We start from the raw sequence: 22,314 nt of genomic DNA on the forward strand, positions 1-22,314 counted from the left end.
TCAGAGCGTCCAGGGATGCTCTTCGGCGCCGGCGACGATGCCGCCCAGCACGGCCTGGTCGCGTTCCGCGTGGCTCTGGCGCAGGAAGACGGGCAGGTCGGCCGCCAGGCGCGCGAACTGCGCATCGCGGCACAGCGGGCCGGCGCCCAGCGCGCGCGTGGCCAGGTGCATGACGAGGGTCGCGGCGTCTTCCACCGCCAAGCGCAGGCGCAGGGCCAGGCCCATGGCGTCGCGCTGCGGATGGCGGTCGATGTCGGCGGCGCCTTCGCGCAACAGGGCCGCGGCGGCATGCAGCGCGCAGTCGATGCGGCCCAGCTGCGCCAGGCGGATCGGATCGGGCGCGGCATGCTGCGCGCGCGCATGCAGGTGGCTGGCGATGGCGCAGGCAGCGCCATACCAGGCGGCCGCGATGCCGGCGCCGCCATGCCAGAAACCGGGGCGCTCCAGATACGCGCCGGGCGCGCCCACGGGAAAGGCGCGCGCGGCGGAAAAGGTCACGTCGACGCTGTTGCAGGCGGCCATGCCGACCGCCTGCCAGCCCTCGTCGGTGACGTGCACGCCCGGCTGCGCCAGGGCGATGGAGGCGAGGCAAGCCTGGCCTTCGTCGTTCCAGCAACTGACCAGGGCATGGCTGAGTCCACTGGCCCCGGAACACCAGGCCTTGCGCCCATCGAGCACATAGCGGCCGTCGGCCGTTTGCTGCAGCTTGACGCGCGCGCCCGGCATTTCCGCGCACCAGACGCCCCAGCTGCTGCCGGCCGGCGCGCCGGGACCGTCGATTTCGGCCAGGATGGCCAGCGCATCCGTATGGCCCTCGTACAGTTTCAGCAGGGAGAGGTCGATGGCGGCGACGGCGGCCAGCGCCTGCCAGCGTTGCAAGGTGGCGCCGTGGCCGGGCAGCGGCAGTCGGTCGAGGCCCGCGTCGAGCAGGCGCCGCAGGTTGTCGATGGGAGGTAAGCCGGTGGCTGGCACAGGCAGCGCGGCGGCAAGGGCGGCGTGGCTGAAACCTTGGCTGGACGGCGGGGTAAGGGCGATGGACGACATGGCAAGCTCCTGTTTTTTCAACAGGATAGCCTTGTATTTTTGCAATGTATGTTCGATTCTGCACATAGGCGATCGAAGCGGTGCACGTGCAGGGCCGGGCGGCCCTGCGATACCTTCAGCGCCGCCTATTTTTTCACATAGTGCATGTCGAGCACATACGCGCCATTTTTCTGCATCACCGTGAACAATTCGTTGCCGCGCAAGGACAAGCCGCCGGGGATGCTTTGCGCCGCCTGTGTGCCTTGGTCCCAAATGCAGGACTCGCCATTTTCCACGTCCACACACCATTGTTGCTGGCCAAGCCGCAGGACATATTTCACGCTGGCACCTGTCACCTGGAAGGTGTAAGCGGGAACCGAGGACGTGATCTTGTCGATGCGCAAAGTCGATGCCGGGGCATTTTGCGACAGCTGGACCTGGATGTCGGCCGCGCCGTCCGGCTTGCCGGTGATCTTGGCGCTCATGTTCTCTGTCGCCACCACGGTTCCGGAGCAATCGGCCTTGAAGTAAGTTTCGCCGTAGGGCGTCAGTTCCAGTGCGCCGCTGCCATCGCCCTTGAACGCGATGACGAGGGACTGGCGGTCGTGATCGTCGCAGGCCGATTGCCAGGTGCCCACGTAGGCGGCCAGTGGCGACGTGGCGGGAACGCCCGCATCGCCGCTACCGCCGCCACCGCCGCAGCCCGCCAATAGTGTGGTGCTCGACGTCAACAATACTGCCCATATTTTTTTCATGCGTAATCCTTTTAGTCCGGCAAGCCTGCGTGCCGAGAGCGCGGCAATATTATAGGCAAGCGGGCGCCCGCCAATTCTCACCGAATGTAGTAGAAGGTTGATTTAAATCAATATTTATTTCATATCGGCATGCCGCCGCACACACTGTGCGTCGCGGCAGGCGCGTCCGGCCGGCTGCGGCTGCCGGCGTCCGCTTGTTTGCGCGTCGCTACGGCGCCCGCTGCGTCGTCCGCCGCATCCGGCGAGAGCACGTGCCGCTTGTCGCCTTCAGGTAAAGGGTACCCGCTTGCGTCATGGCGTGGAGCGCTGCCGCATCGACGAGGGGCCGGCCTGCATGCGGCACCAGGCTGGCTGGCCCAGGTCCAGCATGTATGGCAGGCCAGTGCCGGTGACGTGCGTCGTATGCGCGAGGGGGAGGGACGGGGCTTGTCGCTGCGCATGGTGTTCGCGGCGACAGTGGAACCGGGCTTGAGCTGCTTCTGCCGTACCGGGCATAGGCGGCAGCGATTGGCGGACATGTCTTGCGTGGCGTGCGGGCTATCCGCGCCATCATATGAAGTATTGACTGCGGTAATTCTTGCAGTGTTTCGATTGGAAACGCACGCAAAACCGCCTGCGCGCCGCGCCGTCCCGCAAATGCCACATTGTTGCGGGACGGCGCGGCGCAGTCAGCTTAAAACTCTTCCCAGTCGTCGCCGGCCGGCGCCTTGGCTGGCGCGCGTTCCGCCGCCGGCGGCTTGGCGGCGGCCAGGCGTTTGGCCGGCGCGGGCGCCTTCGCGGCCGGAGCGGCGCGCGGCGTGCCGGCCGCCGTCGTTGCCGCCGGCGCGGCCTGGTGCAGCTGTTCGCCCAGCTTGAAGACGCTGACCACGTCGGCCAGGTGGCTGGCCTGGTCTTGCAGGCTTTCGGCGGCCGCTGCCGCTTCCTCGACGAGGGCCGCGTTCTGCTGCGTCACGCCATCCATTTGCGCCAGCGCCTGGTTGACCTGGGCGATGCCGTCGCTTTGCTCGGTGGTGGCGACGCTGATGTCGGCCATGATGGCGGTGACCTTGCGCACGCTGTCGACCACTTGCTCCATGGTCGCGCCCGCTTCGTCGACGAGCTTGCTGCCGGCTGCCACCTTGCCCACGGAATCGTCAATCAGCAGCTTGATTTCCTTGGCCGCGGCGGCGGAGCGCTGCGCCAGGTTACGCACTTCCGTGGCGACGACGGCGAAGCCGCGTCCCTGTTCGCCCGCGCGCGCCGCTTCCACGGCTGCGTTCAGGGCGAGGATGTTGGTCTGGAAGGCGATGCCGTCGATCACGCTGATGATGTCGACGATCTTGTTCGACGAGTCATTGATCGACGTCATGGTCGCTATGACCTTGCCGACCACTTCGCCGCTCTTTTGCGCCACGCTGGAGGCGGACGCTGCCAATTGGTTGGCCTGGCGCGCATGGTCGGCGTTTTCCTTCACGGTCCCCGTCAGTTCCTCCACCGAGGCAGCCGTTTCTTCCAGCGAGCTGGCCTGCTGTTCCGTGCGGGCCGACAGGTCGTTATTGCCTTGCGCAATTTCCGCGCTGGCGCGCGCCACATTGTCGGCGCTGGCCTGCACCTGCAGCAGCACGGCGTGGATTTTTTCCACGAACTGGTTGAAGCCCTTGCCGATGACGGCCAGCTCGTCGGTGCCCTTGACTTCCAGCTTGACGCGCAGGTCGGCGTCGCCGCTGGACAGGTCCGTCATGGTGCGGCCCAGGGTGCGCAGCGGGCGCGTCAGCTGGTTGACGACGAGGATCAGGATGCCGGCCGTGGCGGCCGCGCACAGCAGGGCGACGATCAGGGTGTAGGTCATCAGTTCGCGCGCCGAGGCGGTGGCCACGCTTTTCGGGAAGCTCAGCTGCACGCTCCACGGCGCGATATCGGGGTGGATCTGCAGCGGCTGCAGCAGGTGGATGTAGCCGTTCGCATCCTCGTATTCGTAGGACTGGCCCTGGCGCACTTTGTCCAGGCCGGCGGCCGGCACGTCGTCGGCCTTCTTGCCCAGGCGTTCAGGCACCGGGTGGCTCGCGTACAGGCCGCCGTTCGAGATCAGGGCCAGCTTGCCGCCCTCGATGACCTTCAGGTCGGCGAGGATCTTCGCCAGGCGCGTCAGCATGAAGTCGGCGCTGGCCGTGCCCTTGAAGCTGCCATCGATCATGATCGGCGCCACCAGCGAAGCCATCAGCACATTCTTGCCGTCGACGGGGTAGATGTACGGTTCCGTGAAAAACGTCTTGCCGGTGCGCTTGGGCACGTCATACCAGTCGTTGGCGCCCGGTTTCGGGTCGAAGACGATGGGTTCGACTTGCAGCTTGCCGCCGGCGCCCCGCGTCCAGTAGGGCATGAAGCGGCCGCTGGCGTCATAGTTCGGCTTCTGGTTGGCGAATTCCGCATCCTTGCCGTCGAGCGCGTTCGGCTCCCACGTCACGGCCGAACCGAGCAAGTCTTCCGAACTCGACAGCGTAGCCTTGGTCAGTTCATTGATCTGCTCGCGCTGCATGGGCAGGTTGGCGCTTTTCGTGCCGCGCATGGCGCCGGCCAGGCTGGAAACGCTGGACAGGTTGCTGGCGATGCGCGCCTGCAGCGCGCCCGACACTTCGCGCGCCGACGTGCGCGCCAGCTCCAGGGCGGCCGCCTCGGCGCTGGCGCTGCTCTTGTAGCCGATCACGGCTGCCGTGACGCCCAGGCTGAGGATGGCCAGCGCGGTGGCCGCGACGCAGATTTTGCTGTTGAGAGATAGTTGCATGATGGCTATTCCTTGGTGAGGAGGGAAATCGGTGTCATGGGCAACGCGGGTGGCGCGCCTAGAAAGTCTTGCTGACGGCCACCACGAAGGTGGACGCCGCTGGGTTCGAGGTGTCGAACCGGCCCGCCGCATTCGGCACGCCCAGCGTGTAATGGTCGTAGGCATCGGTGGCGCCCCAGGCGCGCGTCCAGGCGCCGCTCACGCTCCAGCCGCCGTCGAAGGCGCGCGTGATGCCCACCTTGGCGTCGCGCCAGTTCCAGATGGCGTTGCCCGTGCCGGCCACCCGGCCATTGCCGGCGTGCAGGTTCAGGGTGAGGCTGTGGCCCAGGTCGACATTCGCGCCGACGTCCAGGTAGCCTGTGCCGCGCGCATCGGTGATGCCGAAAAAATCCGGCGTGACCGTGCGGTTGTACTTGGCATACAGCATCTGGTAGCTGAGGCCCAGCGACAGTTCGCCATAGTCGTACTTGACGCCCGTGGCGCGATACACGGCGCCCGGATACTTGTAGTAATACGCGAGCACGCTGTAGCCCAGCTCGCCCACGGTGCCGCTGTAGCCGCCGTACAGGTCCCATTCGACGCGGGCGTCCTGGATATAGCGGTCGCTGACGGTGGACGCCCAGGTGCCCAGCGACCAGCCGCTGGGGTGGACATAGTCGGCGCCCGCCTGCAGGGCCGGCTTGCCCCAGGTCTGGCGAAAGCCGCGCGAAATGTATTGCGAGGCGAGGCTGGCGTTGGCGCTGAAACTGGCGACCGCGGTGGCGGCCTCGCCGGCTGGCGCCGTTTGTGCTTGCGCGGGCAGGGCCGCCAGCGCGAACGCGGCGCAGCCCAGCAGGGATGTGGTCAGGGATGGCATGGTTGATCGCATGTCAGTCGGCTCCGTATTTGCTGGCAGCGGCCGTTGTGGCGCGCCACCTTGGTGGTTGCAGCAACAATGCAGCAAAGATGCGGAATGGACTTGGTTGTGGCAGGACGGTGTTGCAGTGGTGCATATCGGCAGGCCGGCAGGGGGCCGCGCCAACATGCACACATTCTCACCAAACGTAACTGAAAGGATAGGGGGTATGACTAGTGCAAGTCAATAATGTTGCGCTGCGGAAATCGTAAGTTGTTGTTTAGTGGCACTTTTTCATGCGCTTGTCACAATTCGGGCCGGCCCCGCTGCGCCGCCGCTTGCAGGGCGGCCAGCAATGCGGGCAGGGCGCCAAGCAAGCCATCGACGTCCGCCGCCGGCAGCGTCGCGTGCGCCTCGACCTTGCCCGAGGGCTGGCCCCACAGCACTTGGGCGCTCAGCTGGGCACCGCTGTCCAGCCCGGAGGCGCTGACCAGCAGCGCCACTTCTTCCGGCTGGTCGTCTGGCACGCCGTCGCGCAGGCAGGAAATGCCGAAGTGATACTCCTCGAAGGTGCTGGCCGTGCCGCTGGAAAAGGCGAAGACGGAGGCGAGCACCTGCGGCGCGCCGGCCGTGATCCGCGGCAGCGCTGCGCGGAAGCGGGGCAGCAAGTCGTTTTCCAGCTGGACGACCAGCGGATGGGTGTGGCTGAGGACGGTCATGGCAGAGCTCTGTATGGCGCTGGGGCGCGGGCCGCCATTATAGGATTGAAGCGGCGATGCTGCGCGTGGTAAAAATCACTCGGTAGCATTGCGTAGTAAAACTAGATGTATTGACAGGAAAACGTGCAAAAGCTCAGGAAAATGGCCTGACGCACTGCAGCATGGCTAGCCGGGTGGGTGGCGATGCCATCCGCCTCGGGCCCCGCTGTCGGCAGGGGCGCGTTGATGCCGGTTCGCCGATCAGGCGCCGGCCTGGTGCGCGCCGTGTCGCGCAGGCTGCCGCGCTGGCGAGGATGGCGATGGGTGTGGACAGGCCGTAGCCCATCCCGTGCTCAAGCGCAAGGCGAGCAGGATGGCGCTATCGGTGGCATTGCGGTCGTGCTGTAGCAGCGGACTGCAAACGGATGATGGGAGCGGGAACTGCGGCAGCTATTAACGGCTCAGGCCACTCATCCAGCTTGGCTGCGGGTTGGCGCGTGCCAGTTCGCGCATGCGGTATTCCAGGTCGTAGCGGTCGGTCGATTCGGCCAGGTAGGCTTCTTCATAGGCGCGTTCGCGGCGGTCGCTGCCTTGCGTCAGCCAGGCGCCGAGGCGTTTGGCGGCGTGCGTCAGGGTGGCGATGATATTGTTGTTTTGCGTCGTGTGATAGGTAAATGCGGTAGACATGGCAGACTCCTTGTGTGGCGTGCCGCGTTGTGCTGCACTGCAACATAAGTATACCAATTCCAAGATATAAGGCTACTTTTGATTTCAAATAACGGCTATTCATTTTTAGAATAACAGCGGGGAAAGCTGCGCATTATGGGGCTTTCGGGCATAATGCGGGCGCTGTATCGTAGTTTTACTACAAGACTGTTATTGCCCGAATGTTGTTTTTATACGCGCTCCGCAAGCACGCTGCCTCCCTAAAACAATGTTCCGACGAGAAACGGTCGGCCGTGCGCCTGCCGCGCGCGAGTTGCGCCATGCCTGCCTCGTATTGCTGATGGCAGTCATAGCCTGCGCTGATGTCTGGCGCGTGCTCTGGCGTGGACTCTTGTGCGTCCCGGTGCTGCCCGGATGGAACCGCTTCCATGCCTGGCAAGACAAAACTTGGATTTGAAAATGGAGAAGGTATGGAATACGTAAAGCAAGGCCAGGGCGTCCAGTCCGCACAGGCCGGCACGCAAAACAATACAGGCGCCCTGATCATTGTCACGGTGCTGTTTTTCATGTGGGGGTTGCTGACATCGCTCAATGATGTGCTGATTCCCCATTTGCGCTCGATCTACACCCTGACCTATGTGCAGGCGATGCTGGTGCAATTCTGCTTCTTTGGCGCTTACGCCATCGTTTCCTTGCCGGCAGGCATGCTGATCAAGCGCATCGGCTACCAGAACGGCGTCGTCACGGGCTTGCTGATCGCCGCCGCCGGCTGCGCCATGTTTTACCCGGCCTCGACAGGCAGCTATGCGCTGTTCCTGCTGGCCTTCTTCATCCTGGCGGCCGGCATCACCGTGTTGCAGGTGGCCGCCAATCCGTATGTGACGGAACTGGGCGACCCGCAGACGGCGTCGAGCCGGCTGACGCTGACGCAGGCGTTCAACGCGCTGGGCACCACGGTGGCGCCGGCCCTGGGCGGCATGCTGATCCTGTCGGGCACGGTCCTCACGGTGCAGCAGTTCGACCTGCTGCCGGCCGTCGAGCAACTGGCCTACCGCGCCAAGGAAGCGGCCGCCGTGCAGGGGCCGTACCTGGTGCTGGCCGCCACGCTGGTGATCCTGGCCGTGCTGTTCGCGCTGGCAAAATTGCCGAAGATTTCGCATGCGGACGATGCCGCCAGCCTGGCGCAGGACGGCCAGAAGGTGTCGATCTGGTCGCACCGCCGCCTGGTGCTGGGCGCGCTGGCCATCTTCCTGTACGTGGGCGGCGAAGTGAGCATCGGCAGTTTCCTCATCAACTTCCTGGGCGAGAGCCATATCGCTGGCCTCAGCCATGCCGACGCCGCATATTTCGTCAGCTATTACTGGGGCGGCGCCATGCTGGGCCGTTTCGTCGGTTTCGCCGTGATGCGCTATGTCAGCCCGGGCAAGACCCTGGCCTTCAATGCCGCCATCGTCATCGCGCTGATCCTCGTCGCCGTCTTCTCCAGTGGTCACACGGCCATGTGGTCGCTGATCGCCGTCGGCCTGTTCAACTCCATCATGTTCCCCACCATCTTCAGCATGGCGCTGAACAAGCTGGGCGCCCAGACGGGCCAGGGTTCGGGCATCCTGTGCATGGCCATCGTCGGCGGCGCCATCGTGCCGTTCATCCAGGGTTTCCTGGCCGATTCGATCAGCCTGCAGCTGTCCTTCATCGTGCCGGCCCTGTGCTACACGTTCATTTTGTACTTCGGCTGGAAATATGCCGGCATGTACAACGAGGACGCGGCCGCTAAATAAGCGCCGCGCAGCAGTTATAGAAAGGGTGGCCTCGGCCACCCTTTTTTGCGTCAATGCGCGAACTTCGTGCCCAGCACGTCCTGGCACACTGCGAGCCAGGCGCGCGCCGCGTGCGACAGATAGCGCCCGCTCCAGATGTGCGCCACCTGCCAGGCCAGGTCCGGCTCGACGATGCGCACGGCTTCCAGCGGTTCGCCGGCCAGGCGGTGGATGAACGGTTCCGGCAGCAGGGCCACGCCCAGGCCGGCCGAGGCCATCGCCACCAGCCAGTCCCACTGGCCGCTCTGGGCGGCGATGCGCGGTTCGAAGCCCGCCTGCGCGAAATGCTGGCGCAGGCTGCGCGTGAGGGCGAACTCATCTTTCAATAGCACCAGCGGCAGCTCGGCCAGCGCCTTCAACGGCAGGGTCGTGCGCTGTTTCTGGAAGGTGCCCGGCTCGGCCAGGGCCCAGATCGGGTAGCTGGCGATGGCCACCGCCACGAGGTCGAGTTCCGGGTCGGCCGGCAGCACCGTCATGCCGATTTCCAGCTCGCCGGCCGCGACCTTGCGTTCGATCTGCTGGCCCGTGTCTTCCTGCAGGGTCAGGCTGATATGCGGGTGGCGCGCGCGGAAAGCCTTTAAAACAGGCGTGAACAGGACATTGATCATGGGCGGGATGCCGACCGTCAGGCTGCCGCGCTGCAAGGCCTGCGTGTCGCGCACTTCCAGCGTCAGCTGGCGCATATTGGCCAGCATTTCCTGGCCATGCTGGTAGACGATGCGGCCCGTGTCCGTCAGGGTCAGCTTGCGCCCGTCGCGCACCAGCAGCTGGGCGCCGACTTCATCTTCGAGCTGGCGCACCATCTTGCTGATGGTGGACTGGGTCAGGTGCAGCGATTCGGCCGCCTGCGTAAAGCTCGACAGGCGCACGGTTTCCACGAAATAGCGCAGGGAACGGATATCCAAGATGGGGCTCGCCTCGGCGCGGCATGAAAATATCGACTGGATATGACGAAATTAATTCATGCCATGCATGTGGTCGGGATTTTATACTGAATCCCACTTATGGGGTTGGTGTATGACAGCCATCCAGTTTGAGAATATTAAGAATATCAGGAGCATCACGATGTACGAGGACCGTATCCGCCACCCAGGCTTGCTCAGTAAAATCATGAGCGCCGATGAGGCAGCCAAGTTGTTCCATAACGGCATGCGTGTCGGCATGAGCGGTTTTACCCGTGCCGGCGACGCCAAGGCTTTGCCGCGCGCACTGGCCGAGCGTGCCCTGCAGGACCCGCTGTCCTTGACCCTGATCACGGGCGCCTCGCTGGGCAACGGCAGCGACGGCCTGATGGCGACAGCGGGCGTGCTGGCGCGCCGCATGCCGTTCCAGGTCGATCCTGTGCTGCGCGGCAAGATCAACCAGGGCGAAGTCATGTTCATCGACCAGCACCTGTCGGAAACGGCCGAGCAGCTGCGTTCGGGCAACCTGGCCGCCGTCGACATCGCCGTCATCGAGGCGACGGCCATCACGGCCGCCGGCGCCATCATCCCGACCATGTCGGTGGGCAACTCCGCCGCCTTTGCCCAGCAGGCGACGCAAGTCATCATCGAAATCAACCTGTCCACGCCGCTGGCGCTGGAAGGCTTGCACGACATTTACATTCCGCAAACCTTGCCTGGCCGTGAGCCGATACCGCTCACGCGCGTCGACCAGCGCCTGGGCAGCACGGCCATCGCCATCGACCCGGCCCGCATCGCCGCCATCGTCATCACGGACAGCCCCGACAGCCCGTCGAACGCCTTGCCGCCCGATGCGGAAACGCAGGCGATCGCCGGCCACGTGATCGCCTTCCTGCAAGGCGAAGTGGCGGCTGGCCGCATGGGGCCGGAATTGCTGCCCTTGCAGGCGGGCATCGGCACCATCGCCAACGCCGTGCTGCACGGCCTGATCGGCTCGCCCTTCCGCGACATGACCATGTATTCGGAAGTGCTGCAGGACAGCGCCATCGAGCTGCTCGATTCGGGCCAGCTGGCGTTCGCTTCGGCTTCGTCGATCACCCTGTCGGCCCCCGTGCACCAGAAGCTGATGGAGAATATCGACCACTACCGTTCGAAGATCGTGCTGCGCCCGCAAGAGATCAGCAACCACCCGGAAATCGTGCGCCGCCTGGGCATCATCGCGCTGAATACGGCGCTCGAGTTCGATATCTACGGCAACGTCAATTCCACGCACGTATGCGGCACGCACATGATGAACGGCATCGGCGGCTCGGGCGACTTCGCGCGCAATGGGCAAGTGTCGATGTTCGTGTCGAAATCGGCGGCGAAGGGCGGACGCATTTCCAGCGTCGTGCCGATGGTGTCGCATGTGGACCATACGGAACACGACGTCGATGTGCTGGTGACGGAATGGGGGTATGCGGACTTGCGCGGACTGGCGCCGCGCGAACGGGCGCCGCTGATCATCGAGCGCTGCACGCATCCCGATTACCGCGCGCAGCTGCGCGCCTACTACGATGCGGCGTGCCAGCGCGGCGGCCACACGCCGCACCTGCTGGAACAGGCGCTGTCCTGGCATGCGCGCTACCAGGAAACGCAGAGCATGCTGGAAGCACCATAAAGTCAGCGCCGCGCGGAGAAAGGCAGGGCAGGGCGGTTCATCACCGCGCCTGCCTTTTTTTCGCGTCGGTTTCGATTGTTGCCTTTTCCGGCGCAGCGGTTTGCGCCGGATCAAACGTCAAGGCGCAAAGCGCAGGCCGATGCCTGTCGTGACGACGGCCAGCAAATCGTCGATATGCGCGTTCATTTCCGGGTGCGGCGTCCACGGGTCGCCCGCATCCATGACGATGCGCAGCGAGACAAGGCCGTGCAGCGCCTGCCAAAAGATCTGCGTCATCGCGTGCAGGGCGCTTTCGTCATTGCGCACCTTGCCCGCTTGCGCCAGTACGGTGAACAGGTGCAGCGCGTAGGCATACGGGTCCTGTTCGATATTGCCATGCTCCACGAGGGCGGCGTCGACTTCCGCATGCGGGCGCAGTTCCATGAAGATCAGCGAGTATTCGTCCGGATGCTGGAAGCCATACTCGACGTAGGCGCGGCCGACGAGGGCGATGCGCTGCCACGGGTCGTCGCTGTCGGCGCAGGCCGTGCGCATGGCGCGCACCAGTTCCAGCAAGTCCTTGTCCATGGCCTGGGCGATCAGGGTGGCCTTGTCGCGGAACAGCGCATACACGACCGTGGTGGAAAATCCGGCTGCTTCGGCCACCTTGCGGATGGAGACGGCGCGTGCGCCGCCCTTTTTGATGAGATCCTTGACGACGTCGATGATGTGCTCGCGCCGCGCCTGAGCTTCGCGTAACTTTCTTTCCTGAATATTAGTTAACTTCTTGTCCACGACTCTTTCCTGGCGACTCTATGAAAGAAAGAATTATAGGGGGGCGGCCTGGTGCCAATGTGTCAGCCGCTGTTACAAATCAGTTTTTTGTCCGGTAGATGCAACAGCCGGCCGATTTTTCGCGCTTTTGCCCGGCACTTTTCCATCGATGCCCCGGATTGGTGCATGAATCGTCCTGTCAGGCTTTGCGAACGGGGCCAAAGGGCGGAAAATAGCGGGATAGCTTACACTGCGTTTTGCGCAACGGCGTGGCCCACGAGGCAACGCCGGAACACTTACATTTGGACGGGATCTTTACATGACCATTAAAATCAGCCAGAACTTCGACTCGGGCGCCATCGACGTGGTGAGCGCCACCAGTGCCGGCGCCATTGACCTGAACTTGCGCAAGGACAGCCACGCCGACATCCACCAGTGGTTCCACTTCCGCCTGCAGGGCGCGCGTGGCCAGGCATGCACGATGCGCTTCCTGAACGCGGGCCAGGCCACCTATCCGGCCGGCTATGAAGGCTACCAGGCCGTGGCCAGCTACGACAGCGAAAACTGGTTCCGCGTGCCGACGGCGTTCGACGGCCAGGTGATGACGATCACGCACACGCCGGAACTCGACAGCGTGTACTACGCCTACTTCGAGCCGTATTCGTGGGAACGCCACCTGCGCCTGCTGGGTGAAGTGGCCGAGCATCCGCTGGCGCGCGTGTCCGACCTGGGCAGCACGGTCGACGGCCGCGACATGAACATGGTTACCATCGGCAATCCGCAGGCGGAAAAGAAGATCTGGGTCATCGCGCGCCAGCATCCGGGCGAATCGATGGCCGAATGGTTCGTCGAAGGCCTCATCGACTCGCTGCTCGACGACGCCAACCCGATCGCGCGCAAGCTCTTGCAGCGCGCCGTGTTCCACATCGTGCCGAACATGAACCCGGACGGCTCCATCCGCGGCAACCTGCGCACGAATGCGGCCGGCGCCAACCTGAACCGCGAATGGATGACGCCTACGCTGGAAAACAGCCCGGAAGTGCTGTGCGTGAAAAACAAGATCCACGAAACGGGCGTCGACATGTTCTTCGACATCCATGGTGATGAAGCGCTGCCGTACAACTTCGTGGCCGGCAATGAAATGCTGGAAAACTTCACGCCGGCGCAGGCTGCGCACCAGAAGGCCTTCATCGAGCGCTACAAGCAGGCCAGCCCCGATTTCCAGGACAAGTTCGGCTATGCGGCCAGCAAGTACAAGTCGGACATGCTGACGCTGGCGTCGAAATACATCGGCCATCACTTCCAGTGCCTGGCGCTGACGCTGGAAATGCCGTTCAAGGAAAACGCCGACTTGCCCGATCCGGCCGTCGGCTGGAACGGCGCGCGCAGCGCGGCCCTGGGCGCGGCCATGCTGCAGCCTATCCTGCTGTCGCTGGATTGAACGGCGTTGTTCATGGGTATCGAGATCGAGCGTAAATTCCTGCTTGCCGGCGACGCCTGGCGCGGCCTGGGCCAGCCGGTCCTGCTGCGCCAGGGTTACCTGTCGTCGGCGCGCGAGCGCGTCGTGCGCGTGCGCATCGAAGGCGAACAGGCGATGCTGACCATCAAGGGCGCCAACGTGGGCGCGTCGCGCGGCGAGTGGGAGTATCCGATTCCGCTGGCCGACGCGGTCGAGCTGCTCGACGGCCTGTGCGAGCAGCCGCTGATCGAAAAATACCGCCACCGCATCGAACACGCGGGCATGGTGTGGGAAGTCGACGAGTTCCTCGGCGCCAATGCCGGCCTGGTGGTGGCCGAGATCGAACTGGCATCGGAAGACCAGCCGTTCGAGAAGCCCGACTGGATCGGCGCGGAAGTATCGGGCGACGCGCGTTACTACAACGCAAACCTGATCCGCCACCCGTTTTCACAGTGGTGATGGTGGATGACTGGACGTGGTAATGAAAAAGGCGAAACCTCGGTTTCGCCTTTTTTTGCATCAGGGGTATTGTCGAATCACGCCGTACCGGCTAATCCGGCCTACGGCCCTTGCCGGTTCCGTAGCAGCGCAGGTCGGATTAGCGTCGCAGGTCGGATTAGCGCGTAGCGCGTAATCCGACAACAGCATTACAGCATCAATGGAAATGCTCGGTGCCCTGCGGCGTATCCTCGGGCATTTCTGCATGCGCCAGCTCGCCCACGGGGTCGGCAAACAGGGGCGCGCCGCAATCGTCGCAATATTCGCCGACGAAACGCTCCGCGTGGCGCTTGATCTGCGTCACGCCGGCCGCGTTGAGATGCTCGATAATTTCATCGACGGGCGTCTTTTGCTTGTCCAGCGCGGCGATGCCGACCTGGATCAGGCCTTCGATCGGCGTGCCATCCTCGTCTTCCTGGCCGTACAGGGGCCAGACGATGCCGTAGATGACGTCCGGCGCCTGGCGCAGGGTGAAGGCGATGCGGTACTCGTCCACCTGGCCGTCGGCCGCTTCCTCGCCGAAGCCGGCGATGACGGCGCGCAGTTCCGACGGCTCGATGGCCAGGGTGTGTGTCAGGTAATGCACGGCGGCGCGCACGGAGACGGGGCGTATCAGCTTGTCCGCTTCGCGGCAGGCCACGTAGTACGCTTCCGGCAGCAGCAGTTCCAGGCCGCAGCCAGGCAGCAGGCGGGCGATGGTCGGCGTCGCCTGCGTGCGCCATTGTTCCAGGGCGGCGCTGCGCTCGGCGATGAAGTCGAGCTGGCTGGCCGGCGTTTGCCAGCGGAACAGCGGTGCGCCAGCAGGGGCCGCCACGGCCACCAGCAGGTAGCGCGTGTCGGCCAGGAAGGGCGCCGTTTCCGCCTCCTTGCTAGATGGCTTGACGGCCGTGCCTTTCAGCGCGGCCTGCGCCAGCTTCTGCGTCTTGGCATAGGTCTCGACGTGGCTGCGCGGCAGCTGGTCGATCGAGTACAGGGTGGGCGCCATCGCCATCTTCGTGCCGTCGGCCAGCAGGTGGGCGGCAAAGTGGGCGGACAGCACGCCGTGCGCGTCGCCGGCCATGGGACCGGAGGCGATGGAAAAGCGCGTCCACGCGAGGATGGGCACGGCCACCAGCAGGGCGTCGTAGCGCACGTCCTCATGCACGATGACGGTCGATTCGCTGACGGCTTCAACGCAGTCCATCAGCACGTCGTAGGCGTTCAAGTCTTCCTTGAACAGGCTGCCCAGGGTGTTGTCGATGGTGTCCTGGTGGCCGGTTTTGAGTAATTTCTGGAGCTGCGTATCCAGGCTGTGTTCCCAGGACCGCTCTTCGAGACGGCTGGCTGCCTGTACGATCGCCTGGGCAAAGGTGACCAGGCGCTGGCTGTCGGCAGTCAGTTTATGGGATGAATCTTTGGAAGGACGACGCATAGCGGGATAAGAGTCTCGGAAAGTGAAAAAAATGGATCAGTCAAACAATGATAAACCCTTATAACCGTATTGTAGAGGATTCGGCGGCACGCAATACGTAAGCTGTCTGTAGATCATGCCAATCGTCGCAATTTCAAGCCGTCACGGGCCTGCCGGCGAAAAAAAAGCGCCGGTCGGAACCGGCGCTTTCATCTTACATCACAGCTGGGCTGATTACTCGGCCAGCAGTTGACGCAGCACGAATGGCAGGATACCGCCGTGCTTGTAGTAATCGACTTCGATCGGCGTATCGATGCGCAGCAGCACTTTCACGTCGACGCTGGTGCCGTCGGCGCGGTGGATCACCAGGGTGGCCAGTTGCTGTGGCTTGATTTCGCCTTCGAGGCCTTTCAGGTCGAAGGTTTCATTGCCGGTGATGCCCAGCGTCTGCACGCTGTCGTCGCCGATGAATTGCAGTGGCAACACGCCCATGCCCACCAGGTTCGAGCGGTGGATGCGTTCGAACGAACGGGTGATCACGGCTTTCACGCCCAGCAGCTGGGTGCCCTTGGCTGCCCAGTCGCGCGACGAGCCCGTGCCGTACTCTTCGCCGCCGAAGACCATGGTTGGCGTGCCTTCAGCAACATATTTCATCGCTGCATCGTAGATCGACATTTCTTCGCCGGAAGGCTGGTGGATCGTGATGCCGCCTTCGACCGCCGAACCGTCTGCCTTGGCAGGGATCATGCGGTTCTTGATGCGCACGTTGGCGAACGTGCCGCGCATCATGATTTCATGGTTGCCGCGACGCGAGCCGTAGGAGTTGAAGTCCGCTTTCAGGACGCCGTTTTCCTTCAGCCACTTGCCTGCAGGACCGTTTTCCTGGATCGAGCCGGCTGGCGAGATGTGGTCGGTGGTGATCGAGTCGCCGAACACGCCCAGTGCGCGCGCGCCTTCGATGCCGGTGGCCACTGCCGCTGGCGTCATCGAGAAGTTGTCGAAGAACGGTGGTTCCGCGATGTAGGTCGATTTCGGCCAGTTGTAGACTTGACCGGACACGGTGGTGACTTTTTCCCACAGCTTGCCTGGCGCGCCCTTGACGTCGGCGTAGTTATCCTTGAACACCTTGGCGTTCATGGCGAACTTCATCATGGCCGACACTTCAGCCGAGCTTGGCCAGATGTCGCCCAGGTAGATGTCCTTGCCGCCCTTGCCCTTGCCGACTGGCTCGGTCATCAGGTCGCGCGTCATGTTGCCGGCGATGGCGTAGGCGACGACCAGCGGTGGCGAGGCCAGGAAGTTCGAGCGGATGTTCGGGTGAATGCGCGCTTCGAAGTTGCGGTTGCCCGACAGCACGGCCGAAGCGACGATGTCGTGGGTGGCGATGGCGGCGTTCAGCTCGGGCGTCAGGTCGCCGGCATTGCCGATGCAGGTGGTGCAGCCGTAGGCGGTGACGCCAAAGCCCAGTTTTTCCAGGTAGGGCAGCAGGCCGGCGGCCGTCAGGTACTCGGTCACGACGCGCGAGCCGGGAGCCAGCGAGGTCTTGATGTGCGGAGCGACTTTCAGGCCCGCTTCCACGGCTTTCTTGGCCAGCAGGCCGGCAGCCAGCATCACGCTCGGGTTCGAGGTGTTGGTGCACGAGGTGATCGCGGCGATCAGCACGTCGCCGTTCGACACTTTCACGCCATTCGTCGTTTCGTACACGGCGGCCAGGTCGGCCGGATTCTTGTTGAAGCCGTTTTCGGTCGTCGGCTTGGCGAACAGTTCCGCGAAGTTGGCCTTGACGTTGCCGATTTCGATACGGTCTTGCGGGCGTTTCGGGCCGGCCAGCGACGGAGCGACCGACGCCAGGTTCAGTTCCACCACGCGGGTGTAGTCGATGTCGCCCGCTTTCGGTACGCCGAACAGGTTTTGCGCCTTGAAGTAGCCTTCGAACGCGGCGATTTCAGCCTTGCTGCGGCCGGTGCCCTTGAAGTAATCGATGGTGGCTTCGTCGACTGGGAAGAAGCCCATGGTCGCGCCGTATTCCGGTGCCATGTTGGCGATCGTCGCGCGGTCGGTCAGGGTCAGCGATTCGGTGCCTTCGCCGAAGAATTCGACGAACTTGCCGACGACTTTCTCTTTGCGCAGCAATTCGGTGATGGTCAGTACCAGGTCGGTGGCGGTGCAGCCTTCGCGCAGCGCGCCCGACAGGTTGACGCCGATGACGTCAGGCGTCAGGAAGTAGACCGGTTGGCCCAGCATGCCGGCTTCCGCCTCGATGCCGCCCACGCCCCAGCCGACCACGCCGATGCCGTTGATCATGGTGGTGTGCGAGTCGGTGCCGACCAGGGTGTCGGGGTAGTACACGTCGCCGGCTTTCTTGCCTGCGTGGTGCACGCCGCGCGCCAGGTATTCCAGGTTGACCTGGTGGACGATGCCGAAGCCTGGTGGCACGACGCCGAAGGTGTCGAACGCTTGCATGCCCCATTTCATGAACTGGTAACGCTCGTTGTTACGCGAGAATTCCAATTTCATGTTCAGGTCCAGCGCTTTCTTTTCGCGGTAGTGATCGATGGTCACCGAGTGGTCGACCACCAGGTCGACCGGTACCAGCGGTTCGATCTTCTTGGCGTTGATGCCCATCTTGGCGGCCACGTTGCGCATGGCGGCCAGGTCGGCCAGCAGCGGTACGCCGGTGAAGTCTTGCAGCACGACGCGCGCCACTACGAACGGGATCTCGTCGGTGCGCTCGGCGGTCGGGCCCCAGTTCGCCAATTGCTTGACGTGTTCTTCGGTGACTTTCTTGCCGTCGCAGTTGCGCAGCACCGATTCGAGCACGATGCGAATCGACACCGGCAGGCGGGAGACATTGATGCCCAGGCTTTTTTCCAGCGCAGGCAGGGAATACAGCTTGCCCTTCTTGCTGTCCGAAATATTAAAGTCCTTGAGCGTGTTCAGAGTGTTGCGGGACATGACCTCTCCTTGTTGGGTATCGTCTATTTATTGATTATTCAGGGTACAAAACATGACTGAGCCCCCGAAGAGGCCCTTGCTACGCACATCAGCCGCCGGTTGCCGGCAGCACGCCCAGCGAGGCCGGGGCTTCCACCAATGCCGCCGGCTTGGCTTGCTCCGCATCCTTGCATTCGTTGGCCAGCTGGCGTCCCTGCTTGGAATCGAGCAGCATGCCCTTGGCCGGAATGCCGATCCAGACCAGGCCATACAGGCGGTTTTCGAAGCGGTTGGCGCCGGTGGTGGTGCCAACGCGGCTCAGGCGGTGCAGGCGCTTCTTCCAGCGCAGGGCGATGTGTTTGTCATCCGTGGCATTGGTGTAGATGGTAATCTTGTTGCCCAGTTCGCAATTGAAGTCCGTGGAGGCGGAGCCTGCGGTGTCCGGCTCGTCGGATTCTTCCTTGTCGATGACCGACATGGCCAGTGGATGCGCTTCCTTGGCGGCAGCTTTTGCCTTGGTGGTCTTGGCCTTGGCCTTGACCACCTTGGCTTTTGCCGGCGCCTTGGCGGTGTCCGTGGCGGCGAAACTGGCTGGCGCCAGCGTGAGGGTCATCGCGCCCAGCGCGACGCTGCAGGCAATTGCTAATTTGGAGATGGACATCGTGTAATTCCTGTCAGTTTTCAGTGGTGCTGGAAGAGGGGGTATTGAGTAATGCCGCGGCCGCCTCGGGCAGGCCCAGGCCCGCCAGTTTGGCGCGTTGCAAAACGGTCCAATAATATCGGTAGCTGGCGCGGTCGTGCAAGCGGCCATTTTGCGCGATCGGGCCCCAGTTGGCGCGCAGCGCCTCATTCAGGATATTGCTCGCCTCGTTGACCTCGGACAGGCGCGGCGTGAAAGCCTTGATGATGGGCTTGATCTGGTCCGGATGGATGCTCCACATGCGCGTATAGCCGAACTCGGCCGTCGCGCGCTGGGCATCGTTGGCCACCACGGCCGAATCGCGCACATCGGTCGTCACGTTATGCGACGGCACCTTGCCATGCGCGTGGCAGGCGGCGGCCACTTCGAGCTTGGCGCGCACCACCAGCGGATGGGTGAACTGGCCCGGCGTGCGCATGGCGGCGGCCGGGATGGCGCCGTAATGGGCGGAGACGAAATCCATGATGCCGAAGGACAGGCATTCGACCTGGGGCAGGGCGGCGATGGCGTAGGCGTCGCGCAGCGCGCCGTGCGTCTCGATCAGTACATGCACGGGCAAGTCGTCGCGGCCGGCGCGGCGCGCGTGCAGGTTGATCAGGTCGATGGCCAGCATGGCGTCCTGCACGCCGCCCACCTTGGGCACGGCGATGTAGGCCAGGCGGGATGCGGCGGCACAGATGAGTTCCACGTCGCGCGCAAAGAACGGGCTGTCGACGTCGTGCACGCGCACGCCGATGCGGTTGAATTGGTTGTCGTCGCTGGCCAGCAGGCCGGCGATCATCTGCGCGTGCGCTTCTTCATTGCCGGCGCTGGCGCCGTCTTCGCAGTCGAACGTGATGTCGAACAGGGGCCCAAGCTCTTGTTGCAAAGCAATCGATTTACGCATCAGCTTTTCAGAGCCGGCGTAGTGGTCGCAAGCGGCGAGCAACAGCGGCTGGCGTTTGCCTTGGAATAAAACCTCGGAAGGGTGCATGCTTAAGGCATTTCTGCAGGTAAAGACTACTTGATAAAACAGCCGCGCCGCGACGTGCGCGGAGCGGCCTGCTTGGCGGGCGGCGAAACATACGCCGCGCCGCCAGGACTGGATTTATGCCAGCAGGTGTTTCACGCCTTCGCGCTCTTCGGTCAGCTCTTTCAGGGTCAGGTTGATGCGCTCTTGCGAGAATGCATCGATTTCCAGACCTTGAACGATGGTGTACTCGCCGTTGTCGGTGGTGACAGGGAAGCCGAACACGGTGCCTTCAGGAATGCCATACGAGCCATCCGAAGGAACGCCCATGGTGGTCCACTTGCCGGCGGTGCCCAGCATCCAGTCATGGATGTGGTCGATGGCGGCGTTCGCTGCCGACGCTGCCGACGACAGGCCGCGCGCTTCGATGATGGCCGCGCCGCGCTTGCCGACGGTAGGCAGGAAGGTGTTGGCGTTCCATTCCTGGTCGTTGATCAGGTCTTTCACAGCCTTGCCGTTCACGGTGGCGAAGCGGTAGTCGGCGTACATCGTTGGCGAGTGGTTGCCCCAGACGGTCAGCTTCTCGATATCTTTCACGGCGGTGCCGGTCTTGGCAGCCACTTGCGACAGGGCGCGGTTGTGGTCCAGGCGCAGCATGGCGGTGAAGTTTTTCGCTGGCAGCGATGGCGCCGATTTCATGGCGATATAGGCGTTGGTGTTGGCAGGGTTGCCGACCACCAGGACTTTCACGTTGCGCGAAGCGACGGCGTCGAGCGCCTTGCCTTGCACCGTGAAGATCTGTGCGTTCGCTTCCAGCAGGTCCTTGCGTTCCATGCCTGGACCGCGTGGGCGCGCGCCGACCAGTACGGCCACGTCGACGTCCTTGAATGCGGTCAGCGGATCGGAATGGGCGGTCATTTCCGTCAGCAGCGGGAAGGCGCAGTCGTCGATTTCCATCATCACGCCCTTGAGCGCCTTCTGGGCTTTTTCGTCCGGGATTTCAAGCAGTTGCAAGATGACAGGCTGGTCTTTGCCGAGCATGTCGCCATTGGCGATGCGGAACAACAGGGCGTAGCCGATCTGGCCGGCGGCGCCGGTCACTGCAACACGCATTGGGGTTTTAGCCATGATGAATCTCCAAAAATGGGAAAGAAAACGGGCTTGAAGCTGGGCTTACGCTTATCCGGAAAAACTATAATGATACCAAAACCGGCCGGCGCCACCGAATTGCTGGTGTACGCTGCCGTCACGCCTGTGCTGCTCGAGACCAGAGTGGCTGGCCGACAACATAAAACGCTGGCTCACAAGTTTTATCGAGGGCAGTTTAGGCCTCCGATCTCTATCTGTCAATCATATCTTATGTCTTATATAAGACAGATAACTGCGAGTGTTTTACTGGACGCGGGCAGTGATTTGTGTTGAAATGTCGGACTATGAATTCCGCCTCGTCCAATCTGACCAACAATGCCACTGCTGCAAGCGGGGCGGTCAGTCCGACCGCGGGCACCCCGGCCGCGCCTGCTGCCGCACCGGCCGCCAGCGTTTCCACCCCTGTCGCCAGCGTCAATACCACTGCCGTGGTCATGCCTGCGGCGAACGCCTCGCCCACCTTCAGTCCCTTATATCAGCAGATCAAGGCGCTCATCACGCAGAGCCTGCAATCGGGCGAATGGAAGCCGGGCGAGCTGATCCCCAGTGAAGTCGAACTGGCCGGCCGTTTCAAGGTCAGCCAGGGCACGGTGCGCAAGGCCATCGATGAGCTGGCCGCCGAGAACCTCGTCATGCGCCGCCAGGGCAAGGGCACCTTCGTTTCCACCCACCATGAGGCGCGCGCGCATTTCCGCTTCCTGCGCCTGGTGCCGGACGAAGGCGTGCCGCATTATCCAGAAAGCAAGTTTATCGAGGTCAAGCGCGTGCGCGCGCCGGCCGACGTGGCGCGCCTGATGGACCTGAAGTCCGGCGACGCCGTCATCTTCATCAAGCGCGTCCAGTATTTCGACGGCGTGCCGACGATCGTCGAGGAACTGTGGCTGCCGGGCCTGATCTTCAAGGGCCTGACGGCCGAGCGCCTGGTGGAATACAAGGGGCCCATGTATGGCCTGTTTGAAACGGAATTTGGCACGCGCATGATACGTGCGTCCGAGCAGATCCGCGCCGTGTGCGCCGACGCGGGCGCGGCGCAACTGTTGAATATCGACCTCGGCACGCCCTTGCTCAGTTCCGAGCGCGTGTCGTTTACCTACGGCGACAAGCCGGTCGAACTGCGCCGGGGCTTGTACCTGACCAGTCGTCATCATTATCAGAATGAACTCAGCTGAAGCAGCGGGGCGCCCGCGGGCGCCCGCACAAGCGGCAAGGCTGAAGTACATCGCTTGTAAAGTGCGCGCCGCAAGGCGGGCGCTGGAGACAACAGAGTGCGCAGGCAAAGCGTGGCCAGCCCCGGCGGGCTGTGCTTTGCCTGCGATTCTGTAACTAAATTACGTGAACTACGGAAAGTAGCGCGGTATTTTGTAG

18 protein-coding genes are annotated in these 22,314 nt (G+C 63.4%); 5 read left to right on the top strand and 13 right to left on the bottom strand.

Translation table 11 applies throughout. From position 1 onward, the window contains the following. From O0880_RS06115 to O0880_RS06140, 6 genes are all read right to left on the bottom strand, one after another. Entirely contained in the window at nt 1-1,044 is a 1,044-nt protein-coding gene (locus O0880_RS06115) for an acyl-CoA dehydrogenase (RefSeq protein ID WP_289885609.1), read from the bottom strand. Nucleotides 1,045-1,169: 125 nt separating this feature from the next. Continuing rightward, on the bottom strand, nt 1,170-1,778 hold the full coding sequence (locus O0880_RS06120) for a hypothetical protein (RefSeq protein ID WP_289885610.1): 609 nt from the start codon (nt 1,776-1,778) through the stop codon (nt 1,170-1,172). A gap of 673 nt (nt 1,779-2,451) precedes the next feature. After that, a complete protein-coding gene (locus O0880_RS06125; protein ID WP_289885611.1) occupies nt 2,452-4,539 on the bottom strand; it encodes a methyl-accepting chemotaxis protein in 2,088 nt (695 codons plus the stop codon). Between the two features lie 58 nt (nt 4,540-4,597). After that, a complete protein-coding gene (locus O0880_RS06130) occupies nt 4,598-5,395 on the bottom strand; it encodes a TorF family putative porin (RefSeq protein WP_289885612.1) in 798 nt (265 codons plus the stop codon). Between the two features lie 284 nt (nt 5,396-5,679). Then, nucleotides 5,680-6,093 carry a hypothetical protein gene (locus tag O0880_RS06135; protein WP_289885613.1) on the bottom strand — a complete coding sequence of 138 codons (414 nt, stop codon included), beginning with the start codon at nt 6,091-6,093 and terminating at the stop codon, nt 5,680-5,682. A gap of 432 nt (nt 6,094-6,525) precedes the next feature. Beyond that, complete coding sequence (locus tag O0880_RS06140) at nt 6,526-6,705, bottom strand: DUF3563 family protein (protein WP_071326290.1); 180 nt, start codon at nt 6,703-6,705, stop codon at nt 6,526-6,528. 503 nt (nt 6,706-7,208) lie between these two features. Between O0880_RS06140 and fucP the strand changes: the two genes are divergently transcribed. After that, nucleotides 7,209-8,516 (top strand): L-fucose:H+ symporter permease, encoded by a 1,308-nt coding sequence (fucP, locus tag O0880_RS06145; protein WP_289885614.1) that lies wholly within the window; start codon nt 7,209-7,211, stop codon nt 8,514-8,516. 50 nt (nt 8,517-8,566) lie between these two features. On the opposite strand, the gene O0880_RS06150 is transcribed toward fucP, so the two are convergent. Next, complete coding sequence (locus O0880_RS06150) at nt 8,567-9,460, bottom strand: LysR substrate-binding domain-containing protein (protein ID WP_289885615.1); 894 nt, start codon at nt 9,458-9,460, stop codon at nt 8,567-8,569. Between the two features lie 160 nt (nt 9,461-9,620). Here O0880_RS06150 and O0880_RS06155 point away from each other — a divergent pair, with 160 nt between their 5' ends. After that, complete coding sequence (locus O0880_RS06155) at nt 9,621-11,117, top strand: acetyl-CoA hydrolase/transferase family protein (protein ID WP_289885616.1); 1,497 nt, start codon at nt 9,621-9,623, stop codon at nt 11,115-11,117. Between the two features lie 117 nt (nt 11,118-11,234). On the opposite strand, the gene O0880_RS06160 is transcribed toward O0880_RS06155, so the two are convergent. Further along, nucleotides 11,235-11,891, bottom strand: a complete 657-nt coding sequence (locus tag O0880_RS06160; RefSeq protein WP_289885617.1) for a TetR/AcrR family transcriptional regulator — start codon at nt 11,889-11,891, stop codon at nt 11,235-11,237. 298 nt (nt 11,892-12,189) lie between these two features. On the opposite strand from O0880_RS06160, the gene O0880_RS06165 reads away from it, so the two are divergent. Next, nucleotides 12,190-13,311: a M14-type cytosolic carboxypeptidase gene (locus O0880_RS06165; RefSeq protein ID WP_071322667.1), complete on the top strand. Its 1,122-nt coding sequence runs from the start codon at nt 12,190-12,192 to the stop codon at nt 13,309-13,311. A 12-nt stretch (nt 13,312-13,323) separates the two neighbouring features. Then, nucleotides 13,324-13,788, top strand: a complete 465-nt coding sequence (locus O0880_RS06170; protein WP_289885618.1) for a CYTH domain-containing protein — start codon at nt 13,324-13,326, stop codon at nt 13,786-13,788. Nucleotides 13,789-13,984: 196 nt separating this feature from the next. On the opposite strand, the gene O0880_RS06175 is transcribed toward O0880_RS06170, so the two are convergent. The 5 genes from O0880_RS06175 to O0880_RS06195 form a co-directional block, all read right to left on the bottom strand. Then, a complete protein-coding gene (locus O0880_RS06175) occupies nt 13,985-15,238 on the bottom strand; it encodes a DUF2863 family protein (RefSeq protein ID WP_289885619.1) in 1,254 nt (417 codons plus the stop codon). A 213-nt stretch (nt 15,239-15,451) separates the two neighbouring features. Then, nucleotides 15,452-18,172 carry an aconitate hydratase AcnA gene (acnA, locus tag O0880_RS06180; RefSeq protein WP_071322669.1) on the bottom strand — a complete coding sequence of 907 codons (2,721 nt, stop codon included), beginning with the start codon at nt 18,170-18,172 and terminating at the stop codon, nt 15,452-15,454. Between the two features lie 88 nt (nt 18,173-18,260). Then, nucleotides 18,261-18,812: a hypothetical protein gene (locus O0880_RS06185; RefSeq protein ID WP_289885620.1), complete on the bottom strand. Its 552-nt coding sequence runs from the start codon at nt 18,810-18,812 to the stop codon at nt 18,261-18,263. A 13-nt stretch (nt 18,813-18,825) separates the two neighbouring features. After that, the gene (locus O0880_RS06190) at nt 18,826-19,824 is read right to left on the bottom strand and encodes an aldolase/citrate lyase family protein (protein WP_289885621.1); all 999 of its coding nucleotides are present in this window, start codon (nt 19,822-19,824) and stop codon (nt 18,826-18,828) included. A 114-nt stretch (nt 19,825-19,938) separates the two neighbouring features. After that, a complete protein-coding gene (locus O0880_RS06195) occupies nt 19,939-20,928 on the bottom strand; it encodes a malate dehydrogenase (protein WP_034789110.1) in 990 nt (329 codons plus the stop codon). 455 nt (nt 20,929-21,383) lie between these two features. Here O0880_RS06195 and O0880_RS06200 point away from each other — a divergent pair, with 455 nt between their 5' ends. After that, entirely contained in the window at nt 21,384-22,118 is a 735-nt protein-coding gene (locus O0880_RS06200; protein ID WP_289887303.1) for a GntR family transcriptional regulator, read from the top strand. Nucleotides 22,119-22,314: the final 196 nt, after the last annotated feature.

This window comes from Janthinobacterium sp. SUN118 (genome assembly GCF_030397695.1).
In the GTDB taxonomy this organism is placed as follows: domain Bacteria; phylum Pseudomonadota; class Gammaproteobacteria; order Burkholderiales; family Burkholderiaceae_D; genus Janthinobacterium.

Coding starts and splice junctions, on each gene's coding strand:
- O0880_RS06115 (WP_289885609.1), bottom strand. CDS start 1,044: ATGTCGTCCATCGCCCTTACCCCGCCGTCCAGCCAAGGTTTCAGCCAC.
- O0880_RS06120 (WP_289885610.1), bottom strand. CDS start 1,778: ATGAAAAAAATATGGGCAGTATTGTTGACGTCGAGCACCACACTATTG.
- O0880_RS06125 (WP_289885611.1), bottom strand. CDS start 4,539: ATGCAACTATCTCTCAACAGCAAAATCTGCGTCGCGGCCACCGCGCTG.
- O0880_RS06130 (WP_289885612.1), bottom strand. CDS start 5,395: ATGCCATCCCTGACCACATCCCTGCTGGGCTGCGCCGCGTTCGCGCTG.
- O0880_RS06135 (WP_289885613.1), bottom strand. CDS start 6,093: ATGACCGTCCTCAGCCACACCCATCCGCTGGTCGTCCAGCTGGAAAAC.
- fucP (WP_289885614.1), top strand. CDS start 7,209: ATGGAATACGTAAAGCAAGGCCAGGGCGTCCAGTCCGCACAGGCCGGC.
- O0880_RS06155 (WP_289885616.1), top strand. CDS start 9,621: ATGTACGAGGACCGTATCCGCCACCCAGGCTTGCTCAGTAAAATCATG.
- O0880_RS06165 (WP_071322667.1), top strand. CDS start 12,190: ATGACCATTAAAATCAGCCAGAACTTCGACTCGGGCGCCATCGACGTG.
- O0880_RS06170 (WP_289885618.1), top strand. CDS start 13,324: ATGGGTATCGAGATCGAGCGTAAATTCCTGCTTGCCGGCGACGCCTGG.
- O0880_RS06175 (WP_289885619.1), bottom strand. CDS start 15,238: ATGCGTCGTCCTTCCAAAGATTCATCCCATAAACTGACTGCCGACAGC.
- acnA (WP_071322669.1), bottom strand. CDS start 18,172: ATGTCCCGCAACACTCTGAACACGCTCAAGGACTTTAATATTTCGGAC.
- O0880_RS06185 (WP_289885620.1), bottom strand. CDS start 18,812: ATGTCCATCTCCAAATTAGCAATTGCCTGCAGCGTCGCGCTGGGCGCG.
- O0880_RS06190 (WP_289885621.1), bottom strand. CDS start 19,824: ATGCACCCTTCCGAGGTTTTATTCCAAGGCAAACGCCAGCCGCTGTTG.
- O0880_RS06195 (WP_034789110.1), bottom strand. CDS start 20,928: ATGGCTAAAACCCCAATGCGTGTTGCAGTGACCGGCGCCGCCGGCCAG.
- O0880_RS06200 (WP_289887303.1), top strand. CDS start 21,384: ATGCCTGCGGCGAACGCCTCGCCCACCTTCAGTCCCTTATATCAGCAG.